Source organism: Paenibacillus contaminans (assembly GCF_003285015.1).
Lineage (GTDB): Bacteria > Bacillota > Bacilli > Paenibacillales > NBRC-103111 > Paenibacillus_V > Paenibacillus_V contaminans.
Map to the genome: position 1 here is coordinate 56,657 of NZ_QMFB01000039.1, position 15,396 is coordinate 72,052.

Sequence of the window (15,396 nt, forward strand, 5' to 3'; positions counted from 1 at the left end):
TAATGGACAATCGTCATTCATTCCGCGTTAATTGTGGGATGGATGGCGATTTTTGTTTGGCCGAAGCTTACCGGCAATCTTATTAACTCAACTGAATAAACCACACCTCTGGCCTCCTTTGAACAGGCTTTTTTACAGCGCTCCCGGCAGGTCAAGAAACCTAATAAAAAGTCAATGTAGCCGTATATAATAGACGGCTTTTTTTCATTAGAATGATCCCAAAATGAAAACATGGCGAGGAAAGCATCGTCCGCCGATGAAGGGGATAACATCCATGGAAGTGTTCAGATCGCTGAAAGAGTATTATTGGCGCGAAAGGAAGCTGCTCGTTCTTGCGATTGTCTTTCTGCTGAGCAGCACGGCGCTCGGTCTGGTATACCCGCTGCTGCTGCGCTACTTGATCGATGATGTGATTATGAAGGGGCAGTTCGAAAAGGTGCTCGGTCTGGCCGTTCTTATGATTTCGGTCGTGGCCGTCAAGGCTTCCTTCAGCTTCGCCTTCGGCCATTTCGGCGGACTTGCGGGGAATCGGATCGCCTTCAATTTGCGCAACGCGCTGTACCGGAAATTGCAAAATCTTTCGTTCTCCTATTACGACAAAGCCAAAACCGGCGATCTGATGTCGAGGGTAACGGGGGACTTGGAAACGTTTCGCCATTTTATGGGCTACGAGCTGCCGCATATGTTCAATTTTTGCGCCAGCATCCTGTTCGGCTCCGCCGTCATGTTCACGATATCGTGGAAGCTGACGCTGTTCGTGCTCGCGTCGATGCCGCTGCTTATATATTTGGCGGTGCGTTTTCAGTCGCGGGTCCAGCCTGCACTTCGGTCCATCCGGACGTCGGTAAGCCAGTTGACGGCCGTCGTTCAAGAGAATATCTCAGGCGTGCGTACGGTCAAAGCGTTCGGCCGCGAGCCTTACGAAATCGATAAGTTTGCCAGGCAGAGCGAGAGCTACAAGGACATCAGCGTCAAAACGGGCTACATCCTGTCCAACTACATTCCGGTGATGGAATGGACGGTTAATCTGAGCGTCGTCATCCTTATGGGAGCGGGCGGTTATCTTGTGCTGAACAATGCGCTTACGCTCGGCGAACTCGTTGCTTTTTTCAGCCTGGTTTGGTATATCATCGGACCGCTCTGGCATACCGGTCATCACATCAACATCTACGCGCAGTCCAAAACGTCGGCGGAACGCGTGTCGGAAGTGCTCCACCATTACGTGCAAATCAAAGACAAGGCGGACGCGAAGCCTATGCCGGCGGGAAGCGTCGAGGGCCGTATCCGGTTCGAGGACGTTACGTTCGCCTACGACGGCAAAACGCCTGCGCTCGCGCATATCGATATCGATGTCCGGCCTGGAACGGCGATCGGGATTTTAGGCGGCACGGGCTCCGGCAAATCAACGATCATCCAGCTGCTGATGCGCGCCTATGACGTTACGCAAGGGCGAATTATGCTGGACGGGAACGACATTCGCGATCTGCGGCTGGAGGATTTGCGCCGGGAAATGGCGTTCGTCTTCCAGGAAACGTTCCTGTTCTCCTCGACGATCCGCAATAATATCGCTTACGGGATCGGCGATGTAAGCATGGACGAGATCATCTCGGCCGCAAAGCTTGTGCAGGCGCACGATTTTATCATGGAGCTGCCGGAAGGCTACGACACCGTCGTCGGCGAAAGAGGTCTCGGCCTGTCGGGCGGGCAGAAGCAGCGGATCGCGATCGCAAGGGCGCTGATCAAACGGCCGAAGCTGCTTATTCTGGACGATGCGACAAGCGCTGTCGATATGGAGACGGAGCATGCGATTCAGATGGGGCTGAGTTCCTTGCAGGACTGTACGGTGATCATCATCGCCCATCGCATTTCCTCGCTGCAGCACGCGGACGAAATTATCGTGCTGGACGAAGGGCGGATCGCGGAACGGGGCACCCACCGAGAGCTGCTCAACAGGCACGGGCGTTATGCGGAGACGTACCGGATCCAGCATGAGGACAATGCGCCAAAAAAGCCGGAGGCGGAAGAGAGGAGGCTGGTCTATCATGAGTAATCAGAATCGGAATCAGAGGTTCATTTACAGCGAGGACGAAGAGATGGAGAAGGCGTTCGACTGGAGCCAGCTCCGCCGGCTGGCCGGATACTTGAAGCCTTACCGCAGACAGCTGCTGCCGGTCATTTTGGTCATGATGATATTAGGGGCGCTTACGAAGCTGGCGATTCCTCTGCTCTTGAGCATGGCGATCGACAAGGCGCTGTTAGGCAATGACGGAAACTTGCTGGCCGTTTACGTCGGAACGATGCTCGTGCTTTACGGGGTGCAATGGGCGGCGAACAGCTACCGCACCCGGTACACCAGCCTGATCGGGCAAAAGGTGATTCATGATCTTCGGTTCGATTTGTTTAAGCATATTCAGCAGCTGTCCTTCCGGTTTTTCGATAAACGTCCGGCGGGCTCCGTGCTTGTCAGAGTTACGAACGACGTTAATGCGCTCCAGGATCTATTCACCAACGGAGCCGTCAATCTGATGATCGATTGCGTGCAGCTAAGCGGGATCATCGTCATTCTTCTGATGCTGAACTTCAAGCTGGCGCTGGCGATCATCATTACGGTTCCGCTGATGTTCTTCGTCTCGCATACGCTGCGGAGCCGCATCCGGAGAGCTTGGCAGGAAGTGCGTTCCCGCCAGTCCCGGATCAACGCGCATTTGAACGAGAGCATCCAGGGTATCCGGGTGACCCAGGCTTTCGTTCAGGAAAACAACAATATCGACTACTTCTCCGATATGAACGAAGGAAACCGCAAATCGTGGAACAAGGCGATTACGCTGAACATGAGCTTCGGACCGCTGATTGAAGTGACGGCGGCGGTCGGCACGTTCATTTTGTTCTGGTACGGCTCGAAGCTAGTGGAATCGAATGCGATTACGGTCGGGCTGCTTGTGGCGTTCGCCAATTACATCGGAAACTTCTGGGAGCCGATCAATCGGCTGGGCGCAATGTACCAGCAGGTGCTTGTCGCCATGGCGTCGTCGGAGCGCATCTTCGAATTTATGGACGAAAAACCGATCGTGCAGGAAAAGAAAAACGCGATAACGCTGCCGCCGGTTCAAGGACGCATCCGCTTCGACAATATCGTGTTCGAGTACGAGGAGGGCCGTCCCGCTTTGAAGGGGATCAGTCTCGACGTGAAGGAGGGGCAATCGATCGCGCTGGTCGGCCATACCGGCTCGGGCAAAAGCACGATCGTTAACTTGCTCTGCCGGTTTTACGATCCGGTACGCGGAAGGGTGCTGATCGACGGCCACGATCTGCGCGACGTCAGGCTGGACAGTTTGCGGTCCCAAGTCGGGATCGTCATGCAGGACACGTTTATTTTCTCCGGCACGATTATGGATAACATCCGCTTCGGACGATTGGAGGCGACCGACGAGGAAGTGATGGCTGCAGCCAAGGCCGTGCATGCGCATGATTTTATCGTCAAGCTGCAGAACGGCTACCACACGGAAGTGGAGGAGCGGGGCTCGATGCTGTCGATGGGACAGCGCCAGCTGCTGTCGTTTGCGCGGGCGCTGCTCGCGAATCCGCGAATTTTGATTTTGGATGAAGCGACTGCGAGCATCGATACCGAAACGGAGGTCAAAATCCAGGAGGCGCTCAAGACGCTGCTGGCCGGCCGAAACTCGTTCATTATCGCGCACAGGCTGAGCACGATCCGCAGCGCCGATCAGATCGTCGTGCTCGATCACGGGCAAATCAAGGAGCAGGGCTCCCATGACGAGCTGCTGAACAACCAAGGCGTGTATCACGGTTTAATCGAGGCCCAGTTCCGTTTCATGGCTTCATAAATAGGAAGTTTAAAAATGACCATATCGCAATGCCACCATTGAGTCCGAAAAGGCGGGGGAAACCATGAGTAAAGCGAAGTATTTGGCCTATATCGAGAAAGCGCTGGCATACGGCCGCGAGACGTACAACGAGCATATAGAAGGTTGGAAGCAATCGTATAAGCCCGACCAGTTTCTCGGCATGTACACGGCGCCGGGCATCATTCCCGTGCAGGTTCAGCTGGAAGGCTTCATGTACAGCGTTACGGGCGATCTCGAATATGCCCAGAAGGCCAAGGAAGGCTTGCTCGAGGCGGACACCTATTTGTCGATCGTACCGGAGGAGCATATACAGAGGCATCCGGAGTATGCCAAAGGCGTTCCGGCCTTCGAGCCGATGTTTCAAGGCCCTCATTTTCTGTACGGATATTTGTTCATCAAGGACAGCGGCGTCGTGAACGAGCAGGAGCGGCTGCGCATCGAGCAGTCGATCCGCAGCTGCGTGGACGGTTTGTTCCACTATCCCGAGTGGGGAGCGCATAACCGCTCGATGCTGCGCGTCTGGGCGTTGTCGCTTGCGATCGAAGCGCTGGGCGATACGGAGGAGACGAGGCGCTGGGATAAAATGCGGACGTACCTGGCGGAGGAATCGTTCGGCAAATGGTCGATCGAGGACGCGCAGCTCTACATTATTCTTTGGCTGGCCTCCTGTCATGAATATGCGAAATACGCGGGGCGCGAGGACGAGTACTTCAAGCTGCCGCAAACCAAATACTATTTCGATTACCTCGTCCGCATTTTGACTCCGGAGGGTTTCGTTCCCGACTACGGGGACTCGCATTTCGGCTCCAACTGGTACCTGTGGCTCTCCTGTTTGGAGAAAGGGGCGGCCGTTTACAAAGACGGGCATATGAAATATGCCGCGGACAAAGTATTCGAGTTCGGGATGGCGTTCGCCGGAGAACAGGTATCGATCGGCCTTGCCGCTTATTTGACCTATGCGTATATGTGGGCGGACGACGAGGTGGAGCCGGTCAAGCCGGATTGGGGAAGCGAGGAGCTGCTGGAGGACGTCGTCGGCAAAAAGATCGTTTTCCGCGACGGCTGGAACGAGGAAGATACCTATCTGCTGTTCAATTACCGCGACGAGGGCAATTATGCGTTCACCTCCCGCAACTATTTGCGGCATACGATTTCCGTCAAAGCGGAGAAGGCGCATCACGGCCACAGCGACGAAAATTCGGTCAGCCTGCTGGTGAAGGACCGCAACGTCCTGCTGTATGAAGGCGGCTATAGGGAAGTATCGCCGAACGGCAAATACCGCAACGATATTTATCATAACCGGCTCGTTTTCCGGGAAGGGGAGCGGTCGGCGGGCAGCTTGTACGATTTTATTCATGATGCAGGGTACTACAAACAAGCGATCACCGAAAAAATCCATATGCAGAAGTTCGCCCCGGTCGAGTACAGCCGGACACGTCTTTATGACGTCGCCCGCAAAATAACATGGGACCGCTGCATGACCTATATCAAGGAAGACGGCGTTTTTATCGTCGTGGATTGGACGAAAGCGGGGGAGGCGCAGACGCTTACTACGGCCAATCTGTGGCATACCGGATTTGTCCTGGAGCAAGGGGAAGGTTTCTTCGACACTTGCGTTCCGCATATTTATCGGGGGCCGGGTGACCAGAACCCCTACAAGAACCGCAGCGACTGGGCGCTGGCGATCGAATTTCCGGGCAGCGGCCGGGATATCGGCCAGGAGGCGATCAAGCGCTGTTACGGCGACGCCGTCATGCTGTATGAAGCGGAATCGGGCCGTGTGGAGCAGGGTGGGATGCGCGCCTATGTGACGGTGCTGACGCCGCACCGCCGCACGGTGCCGGCCGGGCAAGCGACAGGCCGCGTTTCGGTCGAAGCCCTGCCGGATCATGCAGATATGCTGTCGCTTCGCTACCAAGGCCAAGGCGGGTCGGCCGTACACCTCGCATACAAGCTCGATTTGGAGAAAGGCTTGCTCGACCCGTCGCTTTATCCGAGATACACATGGGAAGCGGGACGCATCGATTACGGACGCCTGGCGACAGATGCGGATTTTGCATTCGTCAAGGAAGAGAACGGAGGCTTGCGTTACGGCTTCGTCAACGGGTGCAGATTGGAGTTTGACGGTATCGAACGGTTTGCGACGCCGAAGCTTTCCTCCTACCAGTTCGAATCGAAAAGCTGGGCGATCGTCGATCATAAGTGGAGAGCATGGGATGGAGACGTCTCTTTATGATAATCGGGCACGAAATTCACAAATATCGCGAAGCGATTGCCGCCGGCATCTCGGAGCTCGTGCAAATACGCAGCGTCCAGGAGGCTCCGGAGCCGGGCAAGCCGTTCGGACCCGGGGTCGACCGGGCTTTGCGGCATATGCTGGGGCTGGCGGAGTCGCTCGGCTTCGAAACGACTAATGTGGACGGCTACGCAGGCCATGCCGAATACGGCCAAGGCGGCGGGCTTGCCGCGGTGCTTGTTCATCTGGACACCGTTGAAGAAGGGGAAGGATGGACTTACCCGCCGCTCGGCGGCATTATCGAGGACGGCAAAATTATCGGAAGAGGGGCTTCCGATAATAAGGGACCCGCGGTGGTTGCTTTATACGCGCTGAAGACGCTGAAAGATATGGGCATTGCCGGCAACCGCCGGCTTCGCTTGATTTTCGGCACGAATGAGGAAAGCGGCATGAAGGATCTCGACTATTATTTCGGGAAGGAGCCGCTGCCGGAAATGGCGTTCGCGCCGGACGCAGGATACCCGATTTTTAATGTCGAGATGGGCAACATGAACGTGGAGCTCTCGTGCGAAGGCAGAGGGGAAGCGGCAGAGGGCAAGCCGAAGCTTCCCCTTTTGTCACTGAAAGGCGGAAATACGCTCACGCTCATACCGAAGACGTGCACGGCGCTAGTTTCGCTCGCGAACCTCGACGAGCGGCAGGCGGAAGACGTACGCCGGCTGGTCGAAAGCCATGCGAACATGTCGGCGGCATATGCGCCGGGCAAGGTGCTGGAGCTGAAGGCTGACAACGAGCCGGCGGAGGGCGGTCCGACGGGCTCGCGAAACGCGATCGCCAATATGGCCGCTTTTTTGCTTTTGTTGGACATGGATACCGGCGTGAACGGGTTCCTGCGCTTTTTGCACGAGAAGCTGGGCGCGGAGACGAACGGTTTATCGCTCGGCATCGCCTGCAGCGACAGCGAATCGGGCGGGCTTGTCGTTTATCTCCGTACGATAACCTACGGCCCCGGCGGCGCGCGGGCGCTTTGCAATATCCGATATCCCGTCAGCCAAAACGGGGAGCGGATATTCGCTGCGGTCAGCCGTATTGCGCAGGGTTATGGCATCGCCGCCGAACAGACGCGTCATCTGCTTCCCGTATACGTGCCGGAAACCCATCCGGTCATCGTCCGGCTAAGCCGCGCCTACGAGATAATGACCGGCGAGAAGGCCGTCATGCTGCGTATGGGTGCGGGTACGTATGCCCGAAAGCTTAGGAATAACGGCGTCGCGTTCGGCGCGGGACTTCCCGGCGGCGTCGATACCCATGTGCATCAAGCCGATGAGTTCATTTTCATAGACGACATGATGCGGCATGCGGAAATTTGCTTGCAGGGGATGTACGAGCTGCTGACGGACAATAACAAATAAGAAGTAAAGAAATCTAATAAAAAGTAAAAATCCTAACATGTAAACCGTTTTCACTTGCGCTTATACTAGCAATATGCCGAAGAAGCCGTTCGTCGGCTGGACCTTTTCCAGATAGAACGGCTTTTTTGCAGCAAACGCTTGAACCGCCGGATGCCGCTAGGAAACGGAGCAGCCGGCCGAGCATAGCATTCTGGGATGTTCAGAAGAAACCCCTTCGCAGCTCCAGGAACGCAAGAAATGTTGTGTCAATTTGGGAAGCGCTTTCAAACGGCGTAAGCATATGTAGAAAAGGAGCGAGAGTATGGAAGCACAATCTCAAAAAATTCCGGTAATTGCACAGACGGACATCAAGCGAAAAAGCGCATTTACCAAAGAGCTGTTTAAAAATTACGATTTGTACCTGCTGCTGATTCCCGGCGCTATATTCTTTTTTGTATTTTGTTATATCCCGATGTTCGGTCTTGTCGTCGCCTTTAAGGATTACAACATTTTCAAGGGCGTTTTCGAATCCGACTGGGTGGGACTTCAGCATTTCAAGGAGATGCTGCAGATTCCGGACTTCTACCGGATCATTCGCAATACGCTGCTGCTCAACGTGCTCGGACTTATCGTCGGCTTTCCGGCTCCGATTATTTTGGCGCTGATGCTGAATGAAATCAGAGCGAAATACTTCAAGAGGGTCACGCAGTCGCTTCTCTATTTGCCCCATTTTATGTCTTGGGTCATTATGGGGGGGATTATCTATAACCTGCTTTCTCCTAAATACGGAATCGTGAACGAATTGATGAGAACGATGGGTATGGAAGAGATTTACTTCATGATTGAAGAAGTATGGTGGGTCATTACGTATACGCTGTCCAGCGTTTGGGCGGGAGCGGGCTGGGGAACGATTATTTATCTCGCGGCCATGACTACGATCGACCCCTCTTTATACGAAGCGGCCGTCATGGACGGTGCGGGCAGATGGAAGAAGATGATTCATATTACGATTCCCGGCATTATGCCGACGGTCGTCATCCTGCTCATTCTGAATATCGGCCATATGGTGTCTATCGGCGTCGAGCATCCGTTCGCGCTGCAGAACCCGGTCGTCATGAACATATCCGAGGTTATCAGCACTTACGTTTATTCCGCAGGTATCAAACAAGGCCTATTCGGCATTACGACCGCTATCGGGATGTCGCAATCCGTCATCAACCTTATTCTCGTTCTGGGTGCGAACTATTTCGCCAAACGTCTCGGCAACGAAGGATTGTGGTAACATTCAAACGAACAGGAGAGTGGGAATATGGCAGCTACCGAGCTGAAGCAAAGAAGCAATCGTCGCCTATTCGGCAAACATTCCGGTTGGGATGTGAGCTTTAATATTGTAAACTATACTATGCTTATCTTATTCACTTTCATTTGCGTCTTCCCGTTCATCAACACGGTTGCGAATGCGTTCAGCAGCAGCCATGCCATTCAGACGGGGCAAGTTGTGCTTTGGCCCGTAGATTTTCAGCTTGATGCGATAACGAAGGTCGTCACCGATGCCAATATTATCAGGTCGCTATGGATTACCGTTTATATTACGGTAGTAGGAACCGCGCTTAACATGCTGTTCACGATTACAACCGCTTATCCGCTTTCCAGAAAAGATTTGAAAGGCCGCAAATATTTCATGAACTTTATGATTGTTACGATGGTTTTCAGCGGCGGCCTTATCCCCGGCTACTTGTTGATCAAATCGCTGGGCTTGCTAAACAGCTTATGGTCCTTAATGATTCCCGGCTTGATCAGCGCCTTTCTCGTCATCATCATGAAGTCGTTTTTTCAAAATATTCCCGAGGAGCTGCGCGATGCCGCCGTTATGGACGGCTGCGGCAATATACGCTATCTGGTGCAGATCGTGCTACCCTTATCAGGCGCCGTCCTGGCGACGGTAAGCTTGTTTTATGCAGTCGGTCACTGGAATTCTTATTTCAGCGCGGTTTTGTATATCGACGATTCCACACTTTACACGCTGCAGGTTAAACTAAGAAACATCTTGCTGCTTGCGCAATTGGACACTTCGCTGGAGACGATGCAAAACGTGGATAATCTTCACGTAATCGAGGAGTCTTTGAAAGCGGCGACGATCGTTTTCGCAACGGTTCCGATTCTCGTCGTATATCCGTTCCTGCAAAAATACTTCGTAAAAGGCTCGTTCCTGGGCTCTGTAAAAGGCTAAAAGGGAGGCCAAGAGCTAGGGCGTGTCTGAAAACCCACTCAGTTGCATCTTTCACCGCCTTTTCGCCCCCTGCTTCGTTCCGTTTGTTTGACGTACCCCCGGTACGCCTTCACAAACGCGCCTTGCATGGAATGAAAATTCGGCAAAATCTGCTCCCCTCGGAGTTTCCAGACACGCCCTAGGCTCGAAACAGCAAATATATATTCGCGAGAGCAAAAAAACTAACAAAATGTCAAAAATGTAGAATACAAAAACGTGATAAGTAAAGTTACATTTACAATGAAAGCGTTTAACATAAGTTTTTTTCCAGCAGGACGTGGGTGTAGTCTCATACATCATTCCTGCTAATAATCACTGGGGAGGAAGCGGTATGAAAAAGGTGCTTAAAAAAGGGGTTTTGGGAAGCCTGTCCGCAGTATTGTTGGCTACAGGGTTCTTGGTCGCTTGCTCGAAGAAGGAAGAAGGAGGCAGCGGGGCGTCCGCGTCGCCTAGCGGCAGCAGCTCGCCGGCAGCAAGCAAAGAACCGGAGAAACCGGTCAAAATCCGCGTCACGCTTTGGGATCGTGCGAATGCGCCTGAGGGGCAAAACCTGGGCAATAACCCGATCATCAAATATGTGATCGACGAAACGAAGAAGATCGGCCTCGATGTCGAATTCGTTTCCCTGCCGAGAGCGCAGGAGTCGGAGAAGCTGAACGTTTGGATGGCTTCCGGCGAAGCTCCGGACGTTATTATCACCTACTCGATCGATACGATTTTCAAATATGCCGAGCAAGGCGGATTGTGGGAGCTTGACTCTTACCTCGCCAAGTATCCGGACTTGATTAAGAACAACAAAAAAGCGCTTGATCAAGCGGGCATGTACAAAGGCAAGCGGTATGCGATTCCTGCTCTTAGAGCGAACACATACGCCGGCGCAAACATGAAAATCCGTAAAGACTGGCTCGATGCGCTTGGCATGAAGGTTCCGACCACGATCGATGAGCTGCATGAGGTGCTGAAGGCGTTTAAAGAGAAGGACCCGGGCAACGTAGGCAAGGACAAAGTCATTCCTTGGGCGATGCCGGCCATCAACCAAGGCATGAAGGCGTTCTACTTCGGTCCGATGTACGGCTTCGGCGTCAACATGGACGGTCCGAGCAACCAATTCTACGCGCCGGACGGCAACTACAAGAACGGCGTCTTCACATCTGCCGTCGCATTGGAAGAAGGGAAAGCCTACTACCAATGGATGAACAAAATGTATAAAGAGGGCTTGATCTCGAAGGAATTCGTTACCGACATCAACTCGCAGCAATTTACGCAGCATATTAACAGCGGTGTCGCGGGCTTCGTCGACTCCAACGACGTGCCGTATACGATGACGCAAAATACGCGCAAATCCGTTCCTACGGCGGAATGGGTGCCGGTAGCGCCGTTTAAGCGTGCGGACGGAACGCAGGTTATGTCGGTTGCAGCCGACTTCGGGATGTTCATCGCCGTTCCGAAATCCAGCAAAAACCCGGAAGCCGTCTTAAAATATTTGAACTGGATGATCGAGCCTAAAAACCTTGCCACCACGCAAAACGGGATTGAAGGCGTAAACTGGAAAGATGACGGCGGCGTTCGCGTCCAAATCGATCCTGAAGCGAACAAGAAAACGACTTGGGTATCCGGAAGCGGCGACCTGGCCATTATTCAGCAAGGCGTTCCGGCGTACAACAGAGAACAACTGATCAAGAACGTATCAACTTCCATAACGGATCCTAAAGAGCGTGAGAAGTACGCCGATTCCATGCTTGAATACTACGCTAATTTCGAAAAATTCGGCAAAACGTATACGTTGATCGATTCGCCGCGGCCGGTAGCACAAAAGAGCATAACGGCTATTGAGAAGAGCTTGTATGAGGGAATCTCCAAAGTCGTAATTGCCCCTGACTTCGACAAAGCCTATTCCGAAATGCTTGCCGGATGGGAAAGAGCGGGCGGTAAAGATTATGACAAAGAAATAACCGAAGCTTACAAATTGATGAAAAAGTAATGGGGACTTGGCAATGACGGAACGGTCATCGCAGGCGATAATGTCCTTGTAAAAAAGAACCTCCAAACCCGTTCATGAATGCGGGAATGGAGGTTCTTTTTTGCCGTGCGGTGTTTCGCATGAAGGGTAAGAGGGCGAAGCCTGGTCAAGAAAACTAATAAAAGGTAAAGATGTACCGATATAAAACGCTTACACCCTGTACTATACTTTGTGGTATCAAATGTCCTTGCCGGACAATAAATCACTGGAGATGAAGCCGATGAATACGAACCTTCACGACCCGTTGAACAAGCTTATCCGCCTGCAGGAGGAACGGCTGGACCAATTTTTAGATAAGCGCAGGACCGATCTGGCCGAAGGACGCGAGCCCGATCCGCTGGGGTTGGGCGTTCTTACCATGACCGTGCCGTTATACTGCCAGCCGGACTCGAAATATTATTTGGATGCCGGTCTCGATGAAACGATGAGGGAATCGCTAGAACAATTTATGGCGACGCAGCTGAAAAGCGGGTGTATTTCGCTCGTGAATTGCAATATCGATTCGCCGCCGGATACGGCGTTCATGGTTCATTTGGTATCGCTGGTGTATCAGGTTGCCCAAGGCTCGGGACTTGAGCAAATCCGCGAAATCCAGAACGGGCTTTATACGTTCATGGAAAAAGCGCGGCCTTGTTTGCTGAACGGGGGCATTCATACCCCCAACCATCGCTGGGTCATGGCCGGTGCGCTCGCGAAAATGTATGAAATTTTCGGAGACGAGGCGTATAAGGACCGGGCTTTTCAATTTCTCGACGAAGGCTTCGATATGACCGAATATGGAGAATGGACCGAACGGAGCAACGCGATTTATAACGGAGCTTGCGCGATCCATTTGTACGATGTGGGGGTTATTTTCGGATACGAGCCCGCGTTAGAGGCCATTCGCAAAAATCTCGGCATGATGCAATACATGCTTCATCCGGATCAATCCGTTGCAACGGAGTATTCCGGACGTCAGGATTTGGGCCAGACGATGATGATGAACGATTGGTATTATGTCATTTATCATTTGATGGCATCGCTCGATAAAGACCCCGTTTTCCTGTCCATGGCGCAAATAACGGAGGAGACCTCTCCGCAGGGAGCGAGCGCGCTTATTCATTGGATGCTGTATCCGGAGTCCATGCGTTTGCCGGATCACGTGTCCGTTTTATCCGATTCGTATACCGTTTTGCTTGGGGAGAACAATGAGGTGCCGGTTCCTCGTAACATCCCATACCTAGGCAAGCTGGTGCAGCATCCGCACGGCGCATCCGTTCTTCGGCATCGCAGAGGGAAGCTGAGCGTGACCGTGATGGCAGGGCAGCCGGAATTGCTGTATATCCAATACGGTAAAGCGCGTATGTTCGGCTTGAAGCTGGCGGCCGGCTGGTTCGGCATCGGAGCCGTGGCGTTTCCGACGATCAGGCAGACGGGCGTTGACCGCTACAGCATGAATATCGAGCTGGAGGGCTGCTATTTCAACCCTCTCCCAAGAGAGCACACCGCAGGCAAAAACGGTATTTATGTGAACATGCCTAATCATCTGCGGGAAAAAACGAACGTCCAGCATTTGCCCGTAGAATTGGATTTTCAGCTGCTCGAGGACGGCTTGGAGGTAAGCGTCCGGTCGTCGGCAATCCCTCAAATCTATTTGCAGGCCGTGTGTATGTTCGATCCGTCCGGCGAACTGTCGGGCGACGGGCTGGAAGAGGCGGCTCCGCATATTAAGCAGCTGGTGCACGGCGATGCCGTATTTTCGCGGGAGGGGGATTGCATCCGCGTATCCTCCGGAGCGAAGCAGCATAAAGACATTTCCATGCGCAATGAGAAAGTGAACCGGGATGCGCTCAACGTTACGATGAATTACGTTACGCCGACCGATGTGACGATCCGGTTCCAGGTTTACGAATCCGAAGGCGGGGATCGCTCTTGATCGGGGAAGCAATACGGCGCTACGAATCGGAGATCGTGCGGCATATTCAAGCGCTGATCCGTATCCGCAGCGTAGCCGCCGCAGGACTGCCGGGCAAGCCTTACGGCGAAGGGATAGCCGGAGCGCTGCAGTATATGCTTGATCTAGGGGCGTCGATGGGATTTCGCACCGCCAATGCGGACGGTTATGCGGGACATGTCGAATACGGCGAAGGCGATGAGCTTGTCGGCGTGCTCGTCCATCTCGATACGGTTCCCGAAGGGGACGGCTGGTCGTACGACCCGTTGGGCGCGGAAATCCATGGCGGCCGTATTTATGGCCGGGGCGCGTCGGACGATAAGGGGCCGGCCGTCGTTGCTCTGTATGCGTTGAAAGCGATCAAGGATCTCGGGATCAGCCTTCATAAGCGTATTCGGATTATATTCGGCACGAACGAAGAGAACGGGATGACGGATATGGACCATTACTTCGCCAAGGAGCCCGTACCCGACTATGCGTTCACGCCCGATGCGGCGTATCCGATCATCCATGCGGAGAAGGGCTATTACGTCATCCGCTTGAGCCGGCCGCGAAAGCAGGGTGGTAGTCCGCGGACGGTCCTGGAGATGACGGGCGGAGTCGCGCCGAACGTCGTGCCCGATCGCTGCCGCGCCATAATCGACGCAGCGGAGGCGGAGGCCGGGGAGCTAGAACGGATTTTGCTGCTTTCGCGGGAAAACCCGCATATAGAGGCCGTCCTTGCGGAAGCGGGACGATTGGAGCTGACGGCGACCGGCAAAAGCGGCCACGGCTCCTACCCTCCATCGGGCATCAATGCGATCTCCCATATGGCGGAATTCCTCCATTCGATCGGCGGGATCGTGCCTGAGGACGAATTTGTAGCGTTTATCCGCAGCGCCATCGGCTTCGAAGCGTTCGGCGAGTCGCTCGGGCTCGCCTGCAGCGACCCGACGCATGGACGGCTTACGGTCAATCTGGCGCAGATTCACTTGGACGGAGAGACGGCGGAAGCGATTTTGAACGTGCGTTATCCGGTTACCGAGGACGGAGACGCCCTATTTGCGAAGCTGCGCCGGAAAGCAGCCGACCATGGCGCTGAGGCGGAGGTGACGGCTTATATGGAGCCGCTTTTCGTCCCGCCGGACCATGCGCTCATTCGCAAGCTGAGCCGCGCATACGAAGCGGTGACGGGCGAGAAGGCGGAGCTGCTGTCGATCGGCGGCGGCACGTATGCCCGAAAGCTTCAAAATCGGGGAGTGGCTTTCGGAGCCGGTTTCCGCGGAACGGATACGAAGGCGCATCAGCCCGATGAGTTTGTAAACATCGAAGATATGATGCTGCACGGCGTGATTTGCACGCAGGCGATATACGAGCTGGCCCGCACGGACGAGTGAGGCGCGGTTGCGGTTGCGGGCCTGACTCACTCGAAATACCGGATCGGCCGAAAAGGTTGTACGCGGTTTACGCGGGCAACCTTTTCGGCGTTGCTAATGTATGGCATACAACAAATCCGCCCTAGGGAGGCCGCGAACGCTTGAAAAGTTGCACGCGGTACAACAATCTGCCCGAGACATGCCGCAAACGGGCAAAACTGTTGTATGGCGTACAACAAATCCGCCCGGGGCATGCCGCGAATGGGTGGAAAGTTGCACGCGGTACAACAATCTGCCCGAGACATGCCGCAAATGGGCGAAAGTGT

9 protein-coding genes are annotated in these 15,396 nt (G+C 54.0%); all 9 read left to right on the forward strand.

What is annotated here, in order from left to right; translation table 11 throughout:
• The first annotated feature begins 274 nt into the window (after positions 1–274).
• The 9 genes from DQG23_RS36805 to pepV all read left to right on the forward strand — a co-directional run bounded on the left by DQG23_RS36805 (position 275) and on the right by pepV (position 15,091).
• Positions 275–2,050 carry an ABC transporter ATP-binding protein gene (locus tag DQG23_RS36805; protein WP_113036035.1) on the forward strand — a complete coding sequence of 592 codons (1,776 nt, stop codon included), beginning with the start codon at positions 275–277 and terminating at the stop codon, positions 2,048–2,050.
• Positions 2,043–3,845: an ABC transporter ATP-binding protein gene (locus DQG23_RS36810; protein ID WP_238178221.1), complete on the forward strand. Its 1,803-nt coding sequence runs from the start codon at positions 2,043–2,045 to the stop codon at positions 3,843–3,845. Before DQG23_RS36805 ends, DQG23_RS36810 begins: the two co-directional genes overlap by 8 nt.
• Before the next feature lie 64 nt (positions 3,846–3,909).
• A complete protein-coding gene (locus DQG23_RS36815) occupies positions 3,910–6,102 on the forward strand; it encodes a hypothetical protein (RefSeq protein WP_113036037.1) in 2,193 nt (730 codons plus the stop codon).
• Positions 6,099–7,514 (forward strand): Sapep family Mn(2+)-dependent dipeptidase, encoded by a 1,416-nt coding sequence (locus DQG23_RS36820; RefSeq protein WP_158560895.1) that lies wholly within the window; start codon positions 6,099–6,101, stop codon positions 7,512–7,514. Before DQG23_RS36815 ends, DQG23_RS36820 begins: the two co-directional genes overlap by 4 nt.
• Before the next feature lie 301 nt (positions 7,515–7,815).
• Positions 7,816–8,775, forward strand: coding sequence for an ABC transporter permease (locus DQG23_RS36825; protein ID WP_113036039.1), 960 nt, complete (start codon positions 7,816–7,818; stop codon positions 8,773–8,775).
• A 27-nt stretch (positions 8,776–8,802) separates the two neighbouring features.
• A complete protein-coding gene (locus DQG23_RS36830) occupies positions 8,803–9,723 on the forward strand; it encodes a carbohydrate ABC transporter permease (RefSeq protein WP_113036040.1) in 921 nt (306 codons plus the stop codon).
• A gap of 370 nt (positions 9,724–10,093) precedes the next feature.
• Positions 10,094–11,743, forward strand: coding sequence for an extracellular solute-binding protein (locus DQG23_RS36835; RefSeq protein ID WP_113036041.1), 1,650 nt, complete (start codon positions 10,094–10,096; stop codon positions 11,741–11,743).
• 259 nt (positions 11,744–12,002) lie between these two features.
• Positions 12,003–13,697 (forward strand): hypothetical protein, encoded by a 1,695-nt coding sequence (locus tag DQG23_RS36840; protein ID WP_113036042.1) that lies wholly within the window; start codon positions 12,003–12,005, stop codon positions 13,695–13,697.
• Positions 13,694–15,091 carry a dipeptidase PepV gene (gene pepV, locus DQG23_RS36845; RefSeq protein ID WP_158560896.1) on the forward strand — a complete coding sequence of 466 codons (1,398 nt, stop codon included), beginning with the start codon at positions 13,694–13,696 and terminating at the stop codon, positions 15,089–15,091. The genes DQG23_RS36840 and pepV overlap by 4 nt, the downstream gene beginning before the upstream one ends.
• Positions 15,092–15,396: the final 305 nt, after the last annotated feature.